Below are 20,391 nucleotides of genomic sequence, written 5' to 3' on the forward strand. Positions count from 1 at the left end.
GCGTATAGTAAACATCGTCTTACCAGCACGGCGGCCCTGTTGATTTCCGGCCGCCGTATGTTTTTATGTACTGTTTTCGCGGAGCGCTTTCATGCCGCATTTAATGAATACCTACGGACGCCTGCCAGTCGCCTTTACTCACGGCGAGGGCTGTCGTTTATTTGATGAGCAAGGCAAATCCTATCTTGACGGGATGTCCGGTGTCGCCGTCAATACGCTAGGCCACAATCATCCGCGTTTGGTTGCCGCATTGAGCAAACAAGTTGGCCGCCTGATTCACACATCTAATCTGTACCGAATCCTGGAGGCCGAGGAGGCTTCCGACCGTCTGGCAAGTATCGCCAAAATGGATGAAGTATTTTTCTGTAACTCAGGTTGTGAAGCCAACGAAGCCGCTATCAAGCTCGCTCGCCTTTACGGACATCAACAAGGCATTGATCAACCGGCCATTATTGTCATGGAACAGGCCTTTCATGGCCGTACCTTGGCCACGCTGTCAGCAACCGGCAATCGCAAGGCACAGGCCGGCTTTGAGCCGTTAGTTTCCGGCTTTGTCCGCGTACCGTTTGATGACCTGGCGGCGATTGAGCAGGTTGCGCTACACAATCCCAATGTGGTGGCCATACTCTTTGAACCGATTCAAGGCGAAGGGGGCATCAATGTCGCGCACCATGATTTCATGCGTTCCCTGCGCACGCTATGTGACGAGAAAAACTGGCTGTTAATGGTCGACGAAGTGCAATGCGGCCTGGGCCGCACAGGTGCCTGGTTTGCACACCAGCACGCAGGCATTCTGCCCGATGTCATGACGCTGGCTAAAGGACTAGGCTCCGGCGTACCGGTTGGCGCCTGTCTGGCTGCTGGACGTGCTACCGGGGTATTCAAGCCGGGCAATCATGGCTCAACATTCGGTGGTAACCCATTAGCGTGCATTGCCGCGCTCACAACCCTGCAGGTTATCGAAACGGATGATCTGATGACCCGCGCAACGGAGCTCGGCGAACTCATTCGCGATGGTCTGCGGCATGGGCTGGCGGGTGCCACGGGTGTCATCGAGGTGCGCGGTGACGGCTTGATGATTGGCATTGAGCTTGATCGCCCGTGCGGTGATTTAGTCAAACGCGCCCTGGCTAAAGGCTTGCTGATCAACGTCACGGTAGAAAAAGTGGTGCGACTGTTACCACCCCTGGTGATGAGTGATGCAGAAGGCGCCGAGCTTGTCGCTGCGCTTGTACCCCTCATTCTGGATTTCCTCAAGGAGTGATGATGTCCACGGCCTCACCCCGTCACTTTTTGGAATTACGTGACCTCTCACGTGACGAACTTGACCATCTCTTTGCTCGCAGTCAGCGTATCAAAGCGCGATTCAAGACGTATGAGCGTTATTGGCCTCTGCAAGACCGTACGCTAGTGATGATTTTTGAAAAAGCCAGCACGCGCACGCGACTTTCGTTTGAAGCCGGGATGCATCAGTTAGGCGGTGCAGCGATCTATCTGAATACCCGCGATTCCCAGCTTGGGCGCGGTGAGCCGGTAGAAGATGCAGCGCAAGTGATTTCGCGTATGGGTGATATCGTCATGATCCGCACCTTTGAGCAGGCCATTATTGAGCGCTTTGCCAAAAATTCGCGCGTACCTGTCATCAACGGGCTGACGAATGAATATCACCCGTGCCAGATTCTCGCCGACATTTTTACCTTCATTGAGCATCGCGGCTCTATTCAAGGCAAAACTGTCGCCTGGATTGGCGACTCGAACAATGTCTGCAATACCTGGTTGCAAGCCGCCGAAGTGTTTGACTTCAAGGTTCATGTATCAACACCCCCCGGCTATGAAGTAGAACCTGAGCGCGTTGGCCTTATTGGCCTGAGTGGCATCAACCACTTTGCACAATTTGCTGACCCGATGGATGCTGCACGGGGGGCCGATCTGGTCACGACCGATGTGTGGACGTCCATGGGGTTCGAAGCCGAAAACGAAGAACGCAAGCGTGATTTCGCCGACTGGCAAGTGGATGCCGAGATGATGCGGATAGCAGCGCCTGATGCAGTCTTTATGCATTGTTTGCCCGCCCATCGCGGAGAAGAAGTCGCCGCCGAGGTGATCGATGGGCCACAAAGCGTCGTTTGGGATGAAGCAGAAAATCGCCTGCATACACAAAAGGCCTTGATGGAATTTCTGCTCCTGGGAAAAATCAACGATTAAAGGAAAGTAAAAGTAAATGCGTGAAATTAAAAAAGCGGTACTCGCCTATTCTGGCGGTCTGGATACCTCGGTGATCCTCAAGTGGCTGCAAGATACCTACCAGTGCGAAGTGATCACCTTCACGGCTGATCTGGGGCAAGGTGAAGAGTTGGAGCCCGCACGGGTCAAGGCATTGCAACTCGGCATCAAGAAGAAAAATATTTTCATTGACGATCTGCGTGAAGAGTTCGTGCGCGATTTCGTCTTTCCCATGTTCCGCTGCAACACCGTGTATGAAGGTGAATATTTGCTGGGCACCTCGATTGCGCGGCCACTGATTGCCAAGCGACTCATCGATATCGCAAAAAAAACCGGTGCAGACGCTATTTCTCATGGCGCAACCGGCAAAGGCAATGATCAGGTGCGGTTCGAACTCGGTGCCTACGCGCTCATGCCCAACATCAAAGTCATTGCCCCGTGGCGCGAGTGGGATTTGCTGTCACGCGAAAAGCTCATGGCCTATGCCGAGAAACATGGCATTCCCGTCGAGATGAAGCACAAGAAAGGCGGCTCACCGTACTCGATGGACGCTAATTTATTGCACATATCCTATGAAGGCCGTCATCTGGAAAACCCGGCGGCTGAAGCCGAAGAATCCATGTGGCGCTGGACGGTCTCCCCCGAGAAGGCCCCGAACAAAGCCGAATACATCGACCTTGAATTTAAACAAGGCGATTTGGTTGCCATCAATGGCAAAAAAATGGAAGCTCACGAGCTGTTAGCCAGCCTGAATCAGATCGGCGGCAAGCATGGTATCGGCCGTCTCGATCTGGTCGAAAACCGTTACGTCGGCATGAAATCGCGGGGCTGCTACGAAACTCCGGGCGGCACCATTTTGCTGCGCGCCCACCGCGCCATTGAGTCGATCACCCTGGATCGCGAAGTGACGCACCTCAAAGACGATCTCATGCCGCGCTATGCCAGCCTGATCTACAACGGCTACTGGTGGAGCCCGGAACGCCTTGCACTGCAATCCCTGATCGATCATACGCAGCAGACCGTGAATGGCTGGGTGCGCCTCAAGCTCTACAAGGGCAATGTCATTGTGGTTGGGCGCGATTCTAAAAATGACTCCTTGTTTGATTCGACGATTGCCACGTTCGAAGATGATGCCGGTGCCTACAATCAGAAAGATGCGCACGGCTTCATTCGCCTGAATGCCTTGCGTCTGCGTATTGCTGCCAATCGCGCCAACCGGAAGGGTTGAATCCAGGGGAAGGCGGCCATCGATGTTAGGCATTTCTGAGGAGCAATTGACGCAATTCGGCATGACATTCGGCATTGCCGGGTTCATGCTTTTCATGCTTTTCATCATTGGCGAACTGGCATGAAAATCAAAAGCCGGCAAGCTGGGAACCTTTATCCTGTTCTTTGTCCTGGCTTTTGGCATGATCGGGTTCGTTGCCAAAATCATCATTCAGAAAACAATGTTTCAGTGAAGGCTGACGTCGGACTTATCGGCGTTAAACGCAGTGGCCGTAACTAAATTGTGGGGGACTTAATATGTCGCAGTTTGATCATGTTGCCGTGTCTAAAAAAGCCAACGTTTATTTCGATGGCAAGTGTGTCAGTCATACCGTTCAGTTCGCGGATGGCACCAAAAAAAGTGTGGGTGTGATTTTGCCCGCGAACCTGACCTTTAATACGGGCGCGCCTGAAATCATGGAAACGGTTGCCGGCCGCTGCCGCTACCGTCTCCAAGGGGAAGACTGGAAAACGTGCGGCGTGGGCGAGCAATTCAGTGTGCCCGGCAACTCACAATTCGATATTGAAGTGGCTGGCGAGCCCTATCACTACGTGTGCCACTTCGCTTGATTCAGGAGCCCCTTCGCTATGCCCTCATTTGACATTTCATCCGAAGCCGACCTGGTAGCCCTGAAAAATGCGGTCGATGTCGCTGGCCGCCATATTGGCAACCGCTACGACTTTAAAGGCACCACAGCACGGGTTGAGTTGAATGAAAAAGACAAAACACTCACCCTCTTTGGGGATTCCGAGTTCCAGATTAGCCAAATCAAGGACATCCTTTTCCCCGAGATGGAAAAAAAGGAACGCGAAAGCACCAAACGGCTGAATATAGGCAAGCTCGAAACGGTTTCCGGCAACAAGGTCAAGCAGGAATTGAAGATCAAGATCGGGATAGAAACCGAGCTGGCAAAGAAAATCGTCAAGCTGATCAAAGACAGCAAACTGAAAGTGCAGACCAGCATCCAGGGCGACGCCGTGCGCGTGACCGGTGCCAAGCGCGATTTGCTGCAAGAAACCATCGCCCTGGTTAAAAAATCGATTACCGACTTTCCGTTGCAGTATGGCAACTTCAGGGACTAAGCGCGCTTACTTAATTAGCGCTTAATTCAAGCGGATTTTAGGCCACGAATCCAGTGGCTATAGAGTCGATCGGCAACCTGCCGCATGCGTTCAATACGGTCAGCCATATTTGTGTACATTTGCTGGGGCGTTTGCACCGAAGCTGATGCGGCAACGCCCTCATCATCCCAATGCTTGCCCCAAAGCCGGATCATGCTTTCAGTCATTTCGACATGGCACTGCATTCCTAAATGCAGTCCGCGCACGAACGCCTGGTTTTCGCAGTACTCACTTTGCAGAATGCGCGTTGCGTGAGGCGGCAAACTAAACGTTTCGCCATGCCAGTGAAACGCATCAAATTTAGCAAAATCGGCAGCAATATCACCCACCCATTCGGCAGCTAACGCACTGATAAACTCAACCTGCCCCCAACCAATTTCTTTGACAGCATTTTTTGTGACCATGCCGCCAAATGCTTTACTCATCAATTGCCCACCCAGACAGTGACCAATGACAGGAACGCCCTTACTATCCGCATCGCGAATCAGGCTTAACGCCGGTGCAATCCACGGCAGATCGTCATTGACGCTCATCGGCCCGCCCATGAAGCACAGACCGGAAAAATCATCAGAAGTCGGCGGTGGCAATACGCCGGCATCGATCGTAAACAATGTCCATGGCAGCGAGTGTCGCTCAAGGAATGTGGCAAAATACCCAGCGCCCTCACTGGGGCTATGACGGAATATAGCGATCGGTTTCATGTCGGAGTCTCTTGTTTTATCCGCTACAGATTCTAGCGGAACCCTGCTCTCTCTTTTGCGGCGCCGTTTTCGCGCAGGCGTTGTTGCGCCACCCATCCGCGAATCCGCTCCTACCCGTGACTCGCTGGTGCATGCGGCTGTTTTGGTGCCCATCATTTTGCGTACCGCCGGAGCCACCTTGTTACTGACTCAACGCACGGCGCATTTACGTGATCACGCGGGACAAATCAGCTTTCCCGGGGGACGCTGTGAGCCGTCGGATGGATCGCCCGAAGCGACTGCCTTGCGCGAAGCAGCGGAGGAAGTTGGGCTGGATGCCACACAAATCGAAATTTTGGGCCGGCTGCCTGAATACCATACCGTCACCGGGTTTCTCATCACGCCTATCGTTGCACTGGTAACCCCACCGCTCAACCTTAAGCTGGATGATTTTGAAGTAGCCGATGTCTTTGAACCGCCGCTTGAATTTTTGCTCGATCAGAAAAACCACCAGCGCCATCAGCGCGAATTTCAAGGAGTGACGCGTGAATATTGGGCCATGCCATGGCAGGACCGCTATATTTGGGGCGCTACCGCAGGTATGCTGGTCAGCCTGCATCATTTTTTATTTGCCGAAACGCCTGACGAAACCTGAACCAAACCTGAACGTATGACACTTCTATCCATTCTTGCCGCGCTGATTCTGGAACAGTTTCAACCCTTGTCTATCGAACGACTGGTGCGCGCCCCCGTCGCCAAACTGGCCGCCTTTCTTGAACAGCGCTTGAATGATGGCATTCGTCTGCACGGCGGCATTGCCTGGGTGCTAGGGGCCGCTGTACCCGCGGTGGGGTTATTCATTGTGCATCGTCTGCTGCAAAACGCACAACCTTTATTGGCGGTATTGATAGGTATCGGCGTCCTGTACCTGACCATGGGTTTTCGTCAGTTCAGCCATTTTTTTACCGACATCCATCTTGCCTTGCAAGCCGGCGAAATCGATCAAGCACGGCATATTCTGGCCGAATGGCGCGGGCAGAGCGGCGACAGGCTCTCTAGTAGCGAGATTGCCCGCCTTGCCATCGAGCGCGCTTTGCCTTTGTCCAACACGCATGTATTTGCGCCGCTACTCTGGTTTGTGTTACTCGGGCCTGCTGGCGCACTGCTCTACCGATTGACGCAACTGTTTGATGAATACTGGCAGAGCGCAGCACATCATCCGGCGGATGAGTCCGCCGCATTAGAGGCCTTTGGCTGGTTTGCGCATCGCGCATTCGCCTTGATCAACTGGCTACCCGTACGCATCACAGCGGCGATATTTGCCGTGGTGGGCGACTTTGAAGATGCCGTCAACTGCTGGCGTACCCAAGCGGATCATTGGCCAGATAAAGCCAATGGCATTCTGCTCAGCAGTGGCGCCGGTGCCTTGGGCGTGAGACTGGGCATGCCGGTACATGATTTGCCCAATGAATTAGAAGCAGACGATGATCGCCCTGAGCTAGGGCTTGGCGATGAGGCCGATGCTGATTTCATGCAGAGCACCATCGGCCTGGTTTGGCGCAGCCTGGTGCTGAGTCTGGTAGTGCTGACCCTGATGCAGATTTCTGCCTGGGTTGGCAGTTGATTTTTTCATACGGGAGTAAATATCATGGCTGACAAGAGAGATGTGGTTGTATTGAGTGCGGTGCGTTCTGCTATCGGGTCATTTGGCGGCGCTTTAAGCAGTATTGAACCCTCCGAACTGGGCGGCATGGTGATGAAAGAAGCCGTCAGTCGTTCCGGTGTTGATCCGCAGCAGATCAATTACGTCACGGTGGGCAATTGCATTCCGACCGAGGCACGTTCAGCCTATGTGGCACGCATCGCCTCGATTCAGGCCGGGCTGCCGATGGAGTCCGTTGCAATGGCGGTGAATCGGTTGTGCAGCTCAGGTCTGCAGGGCATCGTATCCACCGCGCAGGCCATCATGCTGGGTGATTGTGACTACGGCGTGGGTGGCGGCGTGGAAGTCATGTCGCGCGGCGGTTACCTCACGCCCGCCATGCGCACCGGCGCCCGTATGGGCGACACCACGGTAGTCGACATGATGGTCGCTGCCCTGACCGACCCGTTCGGCGTCGGACACATGGGCATCACCGCCGAAAATGTAGCTACCAAGTGGAATATCTCGCGCGAAGAACAAGATGCGTTTGCCGTCGAATCGCAGCGCCGTGCTGCCGCTGCAATCGCGACAGGCCGCTTCAAATCCCAGATCGTGCCTATCGTGCAGCAAACGCGCAAAGGCGAAGTGGTGTTCGATACCGACGAGCATGTCAAGCCCGGCACGACGCTTGAATCCTTGGCGAAAATGAAGCCCGCCTTCAAAAAAGACGGCTCGGTAACGGCCGGCAATGCATCCGGTATTAACGATGCCGCATCTTTCTTTGTGCTCGCAGCAGCCGATGCCGCCGCCAAGGCGGGGCAAAAGCCGATCGCGCGGCTGGTGGCCTATGCCGTCGCCGGCGTGCCCAATGACGTCATGGGCGAGGGGCCGATTCCAGCCTCGAAACTGGTGTTCAAAAAATCAGGCTTGAGCTTGTCGCAAATGGATGTCATCGAATCCAACGAAGCCTTTGCCGTGCAAGCGCTGGCGGTGGCCAAGGGGCTGGGGCTGGACAGTGCGAAGACCAACCCGAACGGCGGCGCCATTGCACTCGGGCATCCGGTCGGCGCTTCGGGCGCAGTGATCGCCACCAAGGCGCTGTATGAACTACAGCGCATCAACGGCCGCTATGCGCTGGTCACCATGTGCATCGGCGGTGGCCAAGGCATCGCGGCGATTTTCGAACGGCTCTGACCGGCGTCTGAAAACTCGGCGCTGGTGATACGGCAAATGCGTGGCGAATACGCGTCGAATGTGTTCGCCTGCGCTGGCTCAACCAGCGCGGAGTAGCGCAACGGCCTCGCGCACGATGGGCTTGAGTTCACTGTCGCCATGGGCTGCGATGTCTTGTAGCAAGGCTTGCCGCATGCGGGGGTCCCATGAATTTTTCAAGTGGCGGGCAGTATCCGCAACCGCTTGTTCATGGTCCGGCATGGCCTCAAAAAAAGCGCCGATCTGGTTGGCCATTTTGATCAGGTTTGCAGCATTCATTCTGTATTCTCCAACAGCAGATGGTTTCCGGTATAAATCACGCACTGCGCATCGCGCAAAAAACCGACCAAGGTGACATTCAGTCGTTCAGCCAAACGCAGTGCGGCGGCAGTCGGCGCAGAAACGGCCGCCACGATGCCAACTCCCATCGCAGCGGATTTTTGCACCATCTCAAAACTGGCGCGGCTGGTAATGATGATGGCGCCAGACTGCGCATCAAAGCCTGTTTTTGCTAACGCACCAATGGTTTTGTCCAGTGCATTGTGACGGCCGATGTCTTCACGCACATGGCTTATTTCACCCGCGCCATTCACCCAGCCGGCGGCATGGGTTGCCCCTGTCACTTGCTGCAATTTCTGGTGTTCCGGCAATTTAGCCATGCCCTTGTAAAGCGCGGCGGGCCGCATCGTAGCAGGCGACAACACAGGAGGTAGGCTGCGCATGACTTGCGACAAACTTTCTGCCCCGCACAGCCCGCATCCGGTGCGCCCTGCCAAGCTGCGGCGACGTTCTTTCAGCCGCGCGAAGGCATCCCCCGCAACAGATAACCGCAGAGTGATGCCTAATTCAGAGGAAATAATTTCAATATCAAAAACATCTTTGCGCTGCGCAACAATCCCTTCGCTCAAACTAAAACCCAGCGCGAAATCTTCCAGATCAGCGGGGGTTGCGAGCATCACGGTATGCGCAATCCCGTTGTATTCAAAGGCCACAGGGATTTCTTCGGCAATACTGTCGACCTTTGGTTCCTGTGCTTTCCCCTCTGAGCTGTGCAACCGAATGACCGGCAGCTCAACATAAGCCTTCACAACGAAAGGGTTGTCTCATGCGCTTGCGCCAACAAATGCTCCTGCTCGGCGGTAAAGCGGGCAAAGTCTTTTTGCCATTCTGACGCTTGCGAGGTCTGCAAAGTTTGCGCCACACGCACCACTTGCACCGCGGTCACCTTGTATTCCGGGCAATTGGTGGCCCAGTCGGAATTATCGGTCGTGATCACATTGGCGCCGGATTCAGGGAAATGGAAGGTGGTGTACACCACGCCAGGCTGGACCCGTTCGGTGAGTGTCGCGCGCAGCACGGTTTGCCCGGCGCGCGATTCAACACCGACCCAATCGTTCTCTTTAATGCCGCGCTCTTGGGCATCATGCGGGTGAATCTCCAGCACATCTTCCGCATAAAACTCGGTGTTGGCGGTACGGCGCGTTTGTGCGCCGACGTTGTATTGCGACAGCACGCGGCCGGTGGTGAGCAGTAGCGGGAAGCGGCGCGTGATTTTTTCATCCGTCGGCACGTATTGGGTAATCAGAAACCGGCCTTTACCGCGCACGAAAGTATCAATATGCATGGTCGGCGTGCCGCTCGGCGCGTCCGCGTTGCACGGCCATTGCAAGCTGCCCAGGCGGTCAAGCTTGTCATAGCTCACACCGGCAAAGGTAGGCGTCAGACGCGCGATCTCGTCCATGATCTGTGACGGATGCGTGTAGTGCATCGGGTAGCCCATGGCATTGGCCAGCGCCATCGTGGCTTCCCAGTCACTCTTGCCAGAGAGCGGCGGCATCACCTGACGTACGCGTGAAATGCGTCGCTCGGCATTGGTGAAAGTGCCATCTTTTTCAAGGAAGGACGAACCGGGCAGAAAGACATGGGCATACTTGGCCGTCTCGTTGAGGAACAAGTCCTGCACCACGATGCATTCCATCGCCAGCAGCGCAGCGGTGACATGCTGGGTGTTGGGATCGGACTGGGCGATATCTTCGCCCTGGCAGTAAAGCCCCTTGAAACTGCCGTCCAGAGCCGCCTCAAACATATTGGGAATGCGCAGCCCCGGCTCGGGCTGGATGGTGACGCCCCAGTGGCTTTCGAACTGGGTGCGGGTGAGTGTGTCGGAGACATGCCGGTAGCCTGGCAACTCGTGCGGGAAAGAACCCATATCGCACGAACCCTGCACATTGTTCTGCCCGCGCAGCGGATTGACGCCCACGCCTTCACGGCCCACGTTGCCTGTCGCCATGGCCAGGTTGGCAATCGCAATCACGGCGGTTGAGCCTTGTGAATGCTCGGTCACGCCGAGCCCATAGTAAATTGCGCCATTGCCAGCGGTAGCGTAGAGCCTTGCCGCAGCGCGAATTTCAGCGGCGGGAACCCCCGAATCCGCTTCCAGCGCTTCAGGTGAATTGGCGGGCCGCGCCACAAATTCACGCCACTGATCAAACGCTTTCGCTTCGCACCGTGCAGCAACAAATGCTTCGTCCACCAAACCTTCGGTGACGATCACGTGCGCTAACGCTGAGAGCACGGCCACATTCGTGCCCGGCCGCAACTTGAGATGATGTGTGGCTTTGACATGCGGCGAGCTCACCAGATCAATCGCACGCGGGTCAATCACAATCAGCTTTGCCCCCTCGCGGATACGCCGTTTCATGCGCGAGGCAAACACCGGGTGACCATCCGTTGGGTTCGCGCCGATGACCATGATGACATCCGCTTTTTCCACCGACTTGAACGTCTGTGTTCCGGCAGATTCGCCCAGCGTTTGCTTCAAGCCATAGCCCGTAGGCGAATGGCATACCCGGGCGCAGGTGTCGACATTGTTGTTGCCAAAGGCAGCACGCACCATTTTCTGCACGAGGTAATCTTCCTCGTTGGTGCAGCGTGACGAGACCAACCCGCCGATAGCATTTTGACCATACTTTTGCTGAATGCGGCGCAGCTCGGATGCGGCGTAATTGATCGCCTCATCCCACGAGACTTCGCGCCATGGATCGGTAATTTTTGCGCGAATCATGGGCCGGGTGATGCGATCCGGGTGGCTCGCATAGCCCCAGGCAAAGCGGCCTTTGACGCAGGCGTGGCCTTCGTTGGCGCCACCGTCTTTCCACGGCACCATGCGCACGACGTCATTGCCCTTCATTTCAGCCTTGAGGCCGCAACCGACACCGCAATAGGCACAGGTGGTGGTCACCGAATGCTCGGCCTGGCCTTTGGCGATGATGGTTTTTTCCGTCAACGTGGCCGTGGGGCAGGCATTTACGCACGCGCCGCACGAGACACATTCGGATGCCATGAAGGGTTGATCCTGCCCGGCAGAAACACGCGAGTCAAAACCGCGGCCTGAAATCGTCAGCGCAAACGTGCCTTGCTGTTCTTCACACGCACGCACGCAGCGGTTGCAAACAATGCACTTGGAGGGATCATAAGTGAAGTAAGGATTGGATTCATCCTTCTTGTCATCGAGATGATTCTTGCCCAAATCGCCCTCCAAGCCATAGCGCACTTCACGCAGGCCGACAACACCCGCCATGGTCTGCAACTCGCAATTGCCATTCGCGCTACAGGTCAGGCAATCCAGCGGATGATCGGAAATGTAAAGCTCCATCACATTGCGTCGCAGATCAGCTAGCTTGGGCGATTGCGTGCGCACCGTCATGCCGTTTTCTGCAGGCGTAGTACACGAGGCAGGAAAACCTCGACGACCATCAATCTCAACCAGGCAAAGGCGGCAGGAGCCAAACGGCTCCAGTGAATCCGTCGCACACAGTTTAGGCACCATCACGCCGGCATCAACCGCCGCACGCATGAGCGACGTGCCCGCAGGCACGGTCACTTCTTTACCATCAATGCTTAGCGTGATTTCTGCGCTAACCTCACGCATGGCAGGCGTGCCGTAATCAATCTCGTTAAATGAATGAGTCAATGAGTTCATGGGTGCGTTCATGTTTGTCTCCTGCTGAAATCCTCAGGGAAATGATTCAGCGCCGAGAGTACGGGATAAGGGGTCATGCTGCCCATGGCGCATAGTGAGCCGTTTTGCAAAGTGTCACACAGATCGCGCAACAATTCAATTTGCCCGGGTCGACCGGCTTTAAGCCGGTCGATCACTTCAACGCCGCGTGTGGAGCCGATACGGCAAGGAGTGCATTTACCGCACGACTCAATGGCGCAAAACTCCATCGCGTAACGGGCCTGTTTCATCATATCGACGGTTTCATCAAACGCCACGATACCGCCATGACCCAACACCGCGTTCACGGCTGCGAAGGCTTCGTAATCAAGCACCGTATCGAACTGCGATTCGGGCATATAAGCCCCTAGCGGGCCACCGACTTGCACGGCATGCAAGGGGCGGCCACTTAAACTGCCCCCGCCAAAATCATAAAGTAATTCACGCAAGGTCAGCCCAAAAGGCACTTCAACTAATCCGCCCTGCTTGATGTTCCCGGCGAGCTGAAAAGGCAGTGTGCCGCGCGAACGGCCACAGCCAAAGGATTGATATGCCGCTGCGCCATGCGCCAGAATATCGGGCACGCTGGCGAACGTAATCACATTGTTAATCACGGTCGGCTGGCCAAACAGCCCTGAAATTGCAGGCAGCGGGGGTTTGGCGCGAACAATGCCGCGCCGCCCTTCCAGGCTTTCCAGCAAGGCGGTTTCTTCACCGCACACGTAAGCACCGGCGGCCTTGCGCACCTCAAGATGAAACTGTTTACCGGTGCCCAGCAGGCTGTCGCCCAGCCAGCCACTTTGCGTTGCCTTGATGACAGCAGTGCTCAGCGCAGCGATGGCATGGGGATATTCGGAACGCACATAGATATAGCCGTGCGTAGCCCCTACCGCTAAAGCGGCAATCGCCATGCCCTCGATTAACTGGAAGGGGTCGCCTTCCATCAGCATGCGATCAGAAAAAGTGCCGGAATCACCCTCGTCGGCATTGCAGACAATATATTTTTGCGGCGCTGATGCATTGAGCACCGTGTTCCATTTGATGCCCGTAGGAAAAGCCGCCCCGCCACGGCCACGCAGACCCGAATCGGTAACTTCCTTGACGATCTCTGCCGCTGTCATGCCCAGCGCTCGACGCAGCCCGAGCGTGCCGCCATGAGCCAGATAGTCATCCACCGATAGCGGATCCGTCACACCCACACGCCGCAGGCTAATGCGTTGCTGCCGTTTGAGATAGGGAATATCTTCGACTGCCCCCAGGCCGAGCGGATGCGCGCCGCCATTGAGCAACCCTGCATCCAGCAGGGACGACACATCGGCAGCCATCACCGGACCGTAAGCAATGCGACCTGCGGGGGTGGCCACCTCGATCATCGGTTCCAGCCAGAACAGGCCGCGTGACCCGTTGCGCACAATGCTGACATCCAGCCCGCGCCGTTCAATTTCAGCAGCGAAAGCCTGGACAACCGCATCGGCACCGAGCGCAAGCGCCGTTGAATCACACGGAATATAAAGTGTTGTTGTCATGGCTTACTTCTTAGCGAGGCTAACAGCTGATCGAATTTTTCGGGCGTCACACGCGCGTGCAATGTGGTTTCATCAATCTGAATATTGGGCCCTACAGCACAATGGCCCAGACAATAGACGGGTTCGAGTGTCACCAAACCATCTGCGCTTGTTGCGTGAAAGCCGCAAGCCAATGCGCCTTGCACATGCGCAGCCAACGCCTCACAGCCGACCGATTGGCAAGCTTCCGCGCGACAGACGCGCACCACATGGCGGCCAGGTGGCGACTGGCGAAAATAATGGTAGTAAGTGATGACGCCATGCACCTCAGCACGCGAAAGATTCAACGCACGGGCGATAGACGGCACAGCGTCCGGCGGAATGTAGCCGAGAGCATCCTGAATATCGTGCAAGATCGGCAGCAAAGCGCCGGGCAAGGATTGCTTTGCTTTCAAAATAGCGTCAACTCGGGGGGAATTGTCTGGATTGTCCATAGTTTTCGGTCGATCATATGCAGCATATTCTGCTGAAATTTTCTTTTGCGACAGCAGGCCGCAAAAGAAAATAAAAATATCTGAAGAGCGCGGAAGATTATCCCAGCCAAAAAAGAAAAGCACAAGAAAAACACTGAGTTTACTGATCGCCAAGGCCTATCGCACCGTACCACCAGCGCCGACTTTTTACGGTAGGTAGGCAGGTTTTCTTAGGAGTATTATTCCTCTCCTCGAAGCACAACAACCGACGTCAGGAGAAGTCAGACGATGACACTTATCATAGGCATTATTCGAGAGCGCCTCGTAGGCGAAACACGCGTCGCCGCTGTGCCCGATGTGGTCAAAAAATATAAAACACTGGGCGCTGCGGTATGTATCGAAACGCAGGCGGGGTCTGGCTGTTATCTAAATGACGAGGATTTTGACGCAAACACCATCGCAATGAGTGCGGCACAAGTATTGTCCACCGCTCAGGTCCTACTCACTGTTCAGCCACCTACCCTTGACGATATTAACGCCATAACACCCGGCAGCGTATTGATTGGCTCGCTCGCGCCCTATTCAAATAAAGAGCGCATTGCCGCATTGAACGCCCGGCGCATCACAGCGTTTGCCACCGAACTGATCCCGCGTATTTCGCGCGCGCAGAGCATGGATACGCTGTCAAGCCAGGCGGCGGTTTCAGGTTATCTGACGGTTCTGATCGCTGCCAATCACTGTCCAAAGTTTTTCCCGATGCTGACTTACGCTGCCGGCACCATCCGGCCGGCACGCGTGCTGGTGATAGGCGCAGGCGTTGCCGGCTTACAGGCAATCGCTACGGCCAAACGGCTAGGGGCGATTGTCGAAGGGTACGATGTACGTCCCGAGACGCGCGAACAAATCGAATCGCTGGGTGCGAAATTTGTGGACACAGGCGTCTCGGCAACTGGTAGCGGCGGCTATGCCCGTGAACTAACTGACACGGAAAAAGCGCAGCAAGCCGACAAACTTGGTCGTGCGGTCGCCAATGCCGATGTGCTGATTACCACAGCCGCCATTCCCGGCAAGCGCTCACCACTGATCATCAGCGCAGCGATGATTGCTGGTATGAAACCGAGTGCCGTCGTGGTTGACATGGCGGCCGAAGGGGGTGGTAATTGCGCGGGAACCCAGGCTGGGAAAACCGTCAAAGTGGGCGGCGTGACCATCATCGGCGCAGTCAATCTGCCGGCAAAAATGCCAGTGCATGCGTCGGAAATGTTCGCCAAAAATCTCTACAACTTTATCTCCCCCTTCATCAAAGAGGGCGTACTGAATCTCGACTGGAGTGATGAAGTACTGGCCGGGGCCTGTCTGACGCATGATGGTCACCTGGTGCATGAAGGTGTGAAAAAAACGCTCGGAGAGCGGAACGACATCCCCCCCGGCCCCCCTTCCATGAAGGGGGGTGACGGTGGTTCAGCCGCTGGCGCGGCTTCCATAACCAACGCTGGCCTCTCCTTGGGGCGGCCCGGCGGAGAGCGGAACGACATCCCCCCCGGCCCCCCTTCCACGAAGGGGGGTGACGGTGGTTCAGCCGCTGGCGCGGCTTCCATAACCAACGCTGGCCTCTCCTTGGGGCGACCCGGCGGAGAGCGGAACGACATCCCCCCCGGCCCCCCTTCCACGAAGGGGGGTGACGGTGGTTCAGCCGCTGGCGCGGCTTCCATAACCAACGCTGGCCTCTCCTTGGGGCGGCCCGGCGGAGAGCGGAACGACATCCCCCCCGGCCCCCCTTCCACGAAGGGGGGTGACGGTGGTTCAGCCGCTGGCGCGGCTTCCATAACCAACGCTGGCCTCTCCTTGGGGCGGCCCGGCGGAGAGGTCTGACATGGAAAACTTCATTTACGTTTACATCTTCATGCTGGCAGCTTTCACCGGCTACGAAGTCATTTCACGTGTGCCGGTGATTCTGCACACGCCGTTAATGTCCGGCTCCAACTTTGTGCATGGCGTAGTGCTAGTGGGTGCCATGGTGGCGCTGGGTAATGCGGACCCGAATGACCCCTTGCAACTTGCGATTGGCTTCTTCGCGGTCTTTCTAGGTGCAGCCAATGCCGCCGGTGGTTATGTGGTCACTGAACGCATGCTGGCGATGTTCAAATTAAACAAGAATTAAGGGCGCGCCATGACTGCACTGATACAGACTTCCTACTTCGTTGTCGCCGTTCTATTTATTCTCGGCCTCAAGGCCATGGCCTCGCCCGTAACAGCCAAGCGCGGTATTGTTTGGGCCGGCATCGGTATGGTGCTGGCAACCGCGATTACCTTTGCCACACCGGGGATGCAAAATTTTGTCCTGATGATTGTCGCGATCGTGCTGGGTGGCGGCGTAGCCTGGTACCTTGGGCGCGTAGTCAAGATGACAGACATGCCGCAAATGGTCGCCATCTATAACGGCATGGGGGGTGGCGCTGCAGCAGCTATTGCTGCGCTTGAATTTGCGCGCGGCCATGTGCATGGCGTCGTTGTCACGACGCTGGCTGTACTGGGTGCCTTGATCGGTTCGGTCGCCTTTTCCGGCTCATGCATTGCCTTTGCAAAACTGCAGGGCATTATGAAAAAAGCCTGGCGGCTACCCGCACAAAATGCGGCAAACCTGGTGCTTGCCCTGGTTGTGCTTGGCCTGGCAATCAAATTGGTCATGGCAGGTGCTGCATCGGAAACAGGCGCAACGGGTGTTGTGCTCGACACAACCTCACTACTCGCTTTTTTCCTGATATCACTACTACTGGGCGTCGTTCTGACAGCCCCTATTGGCGGGGCCGATATGCCCGTCGTTATCTCGCTACTCAATGCCTTCACTGGCTTGGCGGTCGGCCTTGAAGGCTACGTTCTGGGCAATCCAGCGCTTATTATTGCCGGCATTGTGGTGGGTGCATCAGGCACGTTGCTGACCCAATTAATGTCCAAATCGATGAATCGGCCGATTACCAATATCATCTTCGCGCCCATCACCGGCGAAGCCCAGGCTGGAGAAACCATTACTGGCACCATGAAAGAAGCGAGTGCGATGGATGCCGCAGCGATGATGCGTTTTGCGCAGAAGGTCATTATCGTGCCGGGGTATGGCATGGCCGTAGCCGGGGCGCAACATAAAGTATGGGAGATGGCTAAACAACTGCAGGAAGCCGGTGTTGAAGTCAAATTTGCTATTCATCCAGTGGCAGGCCGGATGCCCGGCCACATGAATGTGTTGCTTGCTGAAGCCGGGGTTCCTTACGACATGATTTTTGATCTGGAAGAAATCAACGAAGAATTTAGCCAAACCGATGTCGCCTTGGTGATTGGTGCCAACGATGTCGTTAACCCCTCTGCCCGCACCGATAAATCAAGCCCAATCTACGGCATGCCCATCCTGAATGTAGACCATGCGCAAAACGTGATCGTGAACAAACGCGGCAAAGGCACCGGTTACTCAGGTATTGAGAATGCCTTGTTCTATGGCGAAAACACTCGCCTACTCTATGGCAGCGCGCAGCAGGCAATTGCAGAAATCATTGCCAATATCAAGACCATGCAGACGTAATCAACAAGTCCAACAAGTCACGCTTTGTCGAGTGGGCGAAGTGCGGTGGTCAGCGTTGTGGGGCTATGGTGTCTATGGGGATTGTGGGTCCGGCTACTAGGCGTGCCTTGCGTCGAAAAAATGGACGCGATTGCGGCCTTTATCTTTGGCACGATACATGGCCATATCTGCCCGCTTGAGAAGATCATCACAACTGACCCCATCGCCGATAAATAACGCCACACCAATACTTGTCGAGCACCGATGCTCAATGCCGACTTCGCCCCTCCCCTCCTTGTGCGTGCTCAGCATAAAAGGTTCAGCGAGTGCTCGACGAATCTTTTCAGCAACAATCTCTGCTTCGTTGATGGATTCATTTCTGTCAGCGCCCAGCCCGTCGAGCATCACGACAAACTCATCACCCCCAAACCGAGCGACGGTGTCCGTTCCTCGGACGCACTGCGTAATGCGCTGCGCCACTTCTATCAACAACAGATCGCCCGTACCATGTCCATACTTGTCATTCAGGGGCTTAAAGTTATCCAGATCAAGAAACATGAGGGCGCCATAGCGGTTGCTACGTTTACTCGCAATCATGGCCCGACCGAGCCGGTCATCCAGAAGGCGACGGTTAGGCAACTGCGTTAATGTGTCATAAAAAGCCAGGGTGCGAATCTGCTCTTCAGACTTTTTACGCTCGGTGATATTACTCATGACTGCAATGAAATGAGTAACATTTTCTGCGGCATCCTTCATGGGCGTAATCGTCATTTCTTCATCATAATCGGCGCCATTTTTATGCCGATGAACCAGTTCCCCGTGCCAAACATTGCCAGCAAGAATCGTTTTCCAGATGGTCTGGTAATACGCAGGGTCTTGTTTTTCTGATTTCCCTAAATCACGCAAATTCAGGCCAAGTACGTCACTCGAAAGATAACCAGTCATTTCACTAAAGGCTGGATTAGCCCACTGGATGCGAGCATCCTTGTCAGTAATGACCATTGCATTGGCTGAGACATTAAATGCCGCATCCTTCAAATGCAAAATTTCCTGGAGGCCTGCCTGATCAATTACTTGTGCTGCCAGATGGGCCATACGCTCCATACTATCAATTTCAACAGCTGATGGCTGGCAATTGGCGGCGTGATAAATATCGAATGTGCCGAGAACCCGGTGCTCGCTGTTTTTGATGGGTTGGGACCAGCAAGATTGAATACCCGCTTTTTTTGCTGCATCACGAAAGCGAAAACCCACGGGCCAGAAGGTGTAATTCTGCATGTCTGAAATGATGACTCGTTCACCACGGCGTACTGCCGCGCCACATGCGCCAACCCCCTCACCTATTGGTAAGCCATTAATCGCCCGCTTGTAAAAATCAGGTAAGCCAGACGCTGCACCATAGTGCAAATGCTTACCCTCTTTATCGAGCAGCAACATCGCACACCAGCTGCTCGGATGCAGACGTTCAAACTCTTGCGTCAAGACACTCAGGACGTGGGGCAGAGAAGCCCCTTGGTTAATCTGCTGCAAAATCTGATTGCGAAAATTTAATTCCTCAGACTGCTGACGCAGCCTGGTTTCAGCTTGCTGGCGCTGTTCAATGTAGATGCTGAGCATCATGCCCGCTAGTGCCAGTGACATCACGAATAGCCAATAATTACCTAACCGGCTTGAGGCAATGTCATGGGCAAAAAAGCCCGCTTCCCAATTCGTCCCTAGCACTGCTTGAATGGCGGCCATGACCAAGAGCAATGCTACCCAGCGCTTCCCCAAGCGCAAAGCAGCCCAGATGATAGGCAGCGCTACCCAATAGCCATGAATTGAATAGCCAATTAAAGCAGCGAACCACCCGATAAAAACAATCTGCCCTGCTACAAACGCGACAGCGACGACCCAGAGTGCTTCGCTTAATTTTTGTTTTGGGAATGGTTCTTTGCTTGGGTGGGTCCAGACAAGAATCAACGGGGTAATCAAAATCACGCCCAGGACACCGCCCAACCACCAAAGAAACAAGCTGTTCAGTTGGGTTTCATGCGCCAAGATGCCAGCCGACAGCAACCCCGTGACGCCAAGCCCCGCACTGACAGCGCTGCCAACAAAGCCGCCATACACAATGAGCAGCAAATAATCTCGCGTGGTCACGAGGGCAACGTCAAACACCTTATCTCGTGACAATAGCCAAGTACCAAGATAGGCCCCTAAAACGCTTCCTACCGACAAGAGCAAGATGGTCTCCAACGGATAACCCAGCAATGTGTCAGAAGCAAGTGCGCCCAGGAAAATTGCTCCTATGTAGCGCAGGTTGTGCAAGAGCATTGCCAGGGCGAATCCATTCGCAAGAAATAAAATACTGTTGGCTCTCTCAGGCGAAAGGCAAACAAGTGACAGCCACACCAAGAGCGCATACATGGCGGCGACGCCCAGTTGCCTTAGCGAAACCATCAATAACTCATAAGCGCGTATAGAGTGCGGCATAAAAAGTCGGCGCTAGCGATACGGCGAGATAGAAAAAGCAGCATGAAACACGCTGCTTGGCAACCCGATCGCGTCACCCAAAAAACAGGCAACACCCCTAGCCAAGCAACATGTACATACTCGAACGCCTTTGGTGACTGTTTTGTAACTCGCTACCGCACACCCTGATAGGAAGGAATTGGTAAAGGACATAGCCCGCATTAAGCAAATTTCATTCCAAATCTAATTAATTTAATTGGATCA

General features: G+C 55.0%; 18 protein-coding genes and 1 pseudogene. 12 read left to right on the forward strand and 7 right to left on the reverse strand.

The features are described 5' to 3' along the window. Window positions 1-91: 91 nt before the first annotated feature. The 6 genes and pseudogenes from PG1C_RS10790 to PG1C_RS10815 all read left to right on the forward strand — a co-directional run bounded on the left by PG1C_RS10790 (window position 92) and on the right by PG1C_RS10815 (window position 4,572). Entirely contained in the window at window positions 92-1,264 is a 1,173-nt protein-coding gene (locus tag PG1C_RS10790) for an aspartate aminotransferase family protein (RefSeq protein ID WP_202634779.1), read from the forward strand. 2 nt (window positions 1,265-1,266) lie between these two features. Continuing rightward, the gene (gene argF / locus PG1C_RS10795; protein ID WP_202634780.1) at window positions 1,267-2,205 is read left to right on the forward strand and encodes an ornithine carbamoyltransferase; all 939 of its coding nucleotides are present in this window, start codon (window positions 1,267-1,269) and stop codon (window positions 2,203-2,205) included. Between the two features lie 16 nt (window positions 2,206-2,221). Next, window positions 2,222-3,451 carry an argininosuccinate synthase gene (locus PG1C_RS10800; RefSeq protein WP_202634781.1) on the forward strand — a complete coding sequence of 410 codons (1,230 nt, stop codon included), beginning with the start codon at window positions 2,222-2,224 and terminating at the stop codon, window positions 3,449-3,451. A gap of 136 nt (window positions 3,452-3,587) precedes the next feature. Continuing rightward, window positions 3,588-3,683: pseudogene (locus tag PG1C_RS14640) on the forward strand (DUF2788 domain-containing protein); the annotation flags it as partial. 64 nt (window positions 3,684-3,747) lie between these two features. After that, window positions 3,748-4,059 (forward strand): pyrimidine/purine nucleoside phosphorylase, encoded by a 312-nt coding sequence (gene ppnP / locus PG1C_RS10810; protein ID WP_202634782.1) that lies wholly within the window; start codon window positions 3,748-3,750, stop codon window positions 4,057-4,059. A gap of 18 nt (window positions 4,060-4,077) precedes the next feature. Further along, window positions 4,078-4,572 carry a YajQ family cyclic di-GMP-binding protein gene (locus PG1C_RS10815; RefSeq protein WP_202634783.1) on the forward strand — a complete coding sequence of 165 codons (495 nt, stop codon included), beginning with the start codon at window positions 4,078-4,080 and terminating at the stop codon, window positions 4,570-4,572. Window positions 4,573-4,598: 26 nt separating this feature from the next. Here PG1C_RS10815 and PG1C_RS10820 read toward each other — a convergent pair whose 3' ends face one another. Beyond that, window positions 4,599-5,312, reverse strand: a complete 714-nt coding sequence (locus PG1C_RS10820; protein WP_202634784.1) for a type 1 glutamine amidotransferase — start codon at window positions 5,310-5,312, stop codon at window positions 4,599-4,601. Here PG1C_RS10820 and PG1C_RS10825 point away from each other — a divergent pair. The 3 genes from PG1C_RS10825 to PG1C_RS10835 are packed head-to-tail and all read left to right on the forward strand — an operon-like array spanning window position 5,311 to window position 8,127. Beyond that, on the forward strand, window positions 5,311-5,946 hold the full coding sequence (locus tag PG1C_RS10825) for a CoA pyrophosphatase (protein WP_202634785.1): 636 nt from the start codon (window positions 5,311-5,313) through the stop codon (window positions 5,944-5,946). The two genes, PG1C_RS10820 and PG1C_RS10825, sit on opposite strands and share 2 nt — an antisense overlap. A 15-nt stretch (window positions 5,947-5,961) precedes the next feature. Next, complete coding sequence (locus PG1C_RS10830; RefSeq protein ID WP_202634786.1) at window positions 5,962-6,915, forward strand: CobD/CbiB family protein; 954 nt, start codon at window positions 5,962-5,964, stop codon at window positions 6,913-6,915. A 24-nt stretch (window positions 6,916-6,939) separates the two neighbouring features. Continuing rightward, window positions 6,940-8,127, forward strand: coding sequence for an acetyl-CoA C-acyltransferase family protein (locus PG1C_RS10835; protein ID WP_202634787.1), 1,188 nt, complete (start codon window positions 6,940-6,942; stop codon window positions 8,125-8,127). A 78-nt stretch (window positions 8,128-8,205) separates the two neighbouring features. Here the strand turns inward: PG1C_RS10835 and PG1C_RS10840 are convergent, their stop codons facing one another. The 5 genes from PG1C_RS10840 to PG1C_RS10860 are packed head-to-tail and all read right to left on the reverse strand — an operon-like array spanning window position 8,206 to window position 14,144. After that, entirely contained in the window at window positions 8,206-8,424 is a 219-nt protein-coding gene (locus PG1C_RS10840; protein WP_202634788.1) for a formate dehydrogenase subunit delta, read from the reverse strand. Beyond that, a complete protein-coding gene (gene fdhD / locus PG1C_RS10845) occupies window positions 8,421-9,233 on the reverse strand; it encodes a formate dehydrogenase accessory sulfurtransferase FdhD (RefSeq protein ID WP_202634789.1) in 813 nt (270 codons plus the stop codon). Before fdhD ends, PG1C_RS10840 begins: the two co-directional genes overlap by 4 nt. Next, window positions 9,230-12,139 carry a formate dehydrogenase subunit alpha gene (gene fdhF, locus PG1C_RS10850; RefSeq protein WP_237218158.1) on the reverse strand — a complete coding sequence of 970 codons (2,910 nt, stop codon included), beginning with the start codon at window positions 12,137-12,139 and terminating at the stop codon, window positions 9,230-9,232. Before fdhF ends, fdhD begins: the two co-directional genes overlap by 4 nt. Next, on the reverse strand, window positions 12,136-13,671 hold the full coding sequence (locus tag PG1C_RS10855) for a formate dehydrogenase beta subunit (protein WP_202634790.1): 1,536 nt from the start codon (window positions 13,669-13,671) through the stop codon (window positions 12,136-12,138). Before PG1C_RS10855 ends, fdhF begins: the two co-directional genes overlap by 4 nt. Continuing rightward, window positions 13,668-14,144, reverse strand: coding sequence for a formate dehydrogenase subunit gamma (locus tag PG1C_RS10860; protein WP_202634791.1), 477 nt, complete (start codon window positions 14,142-14,144; stop codon window positions 13,668-13,670). The genes PG1C_RS10855 and PG1C_RS10860 overlap by 4 nt, the downstream gene beginning before the upstream one ends. Before the next feature lie 267 nt (window positions 14,145-14,411). Here PG1C_RS10860 and PG1C_RS10865 point away from each other — a divergent pair, with 267 nt between their 5' ends. The 3 genes from PG1C_RS10865 to PG1C_RS10875 are packed head-to-tail and all read left to right on the forward strand — an operon-like array spanning window position 14,412 to window position 17,694. Continuing rightward, a complete protein-coding gene (locus PG1C_RS10865; RefSeq protein ID WP_202634792.1) occupies window positions 14,412-15,995 on the forward strand; it encodes an NAD(P) transhydrogenase subunit alpha in 1,584 nt (527 codons plus the stop codon). Between the two features lies 1 nt (window position 15,996). Beyond that, on the forward strand, window positions 15,997-16,284 hold the full coding sequence (locus tag PG1C_RS10870) for an NAD(P) transhydrogenase subunit alpha part 2 (protein ID WP_202634793.1): 288 nt from the start codon (window positions 15,997-15,999) through the stop codon (window positions 16,282-16,284). A gap of 9 nt (window positions 16,285-16,293) precedes the next feature. Next, window positions 16,294-17,694: an NAD(P)(+) transhydrogenase (Re/Si-specific) subunit beta gene (locus tag PG1C_RS10875; protein WP_202634794.1), complete on the forward strand. Its 1,401-nt coding sequence runs from the start codon at window positions 16,294-16,296 to the stop codon at window positions 17,692-17,694. Between the two features lie 96 nt (window positions 17,695-17,790). On the opposite strand, the gene PG1C_RS10880 is transcribed toward PG1C_RS10875, so the two are convergent. Continuing rightward, window positions 17,791-20,115, reverse strand: coding sequence for a sensor domain-containing diguanylate cyclase (locus PG1C_RS10880; protein ID WP_202634795.1), 2,325 nt, complete (start codon window positions 20,113-20,115; stop codon window positions 17,791-17,793). Window positions 20,116-20,391 lie beyond the last annotated feature (276 nt).

The organism is Rugosibacter aromaticivorans (genome assembly GCF_000934545.1).
Taxonomy (GTDB): Bacteria; Pseudomonadota; Gammaproteobacteria; order Burkholderiales; family Rhodocyclaceae; genus Rugosibacter; species Rugosibacter aromaticivorans.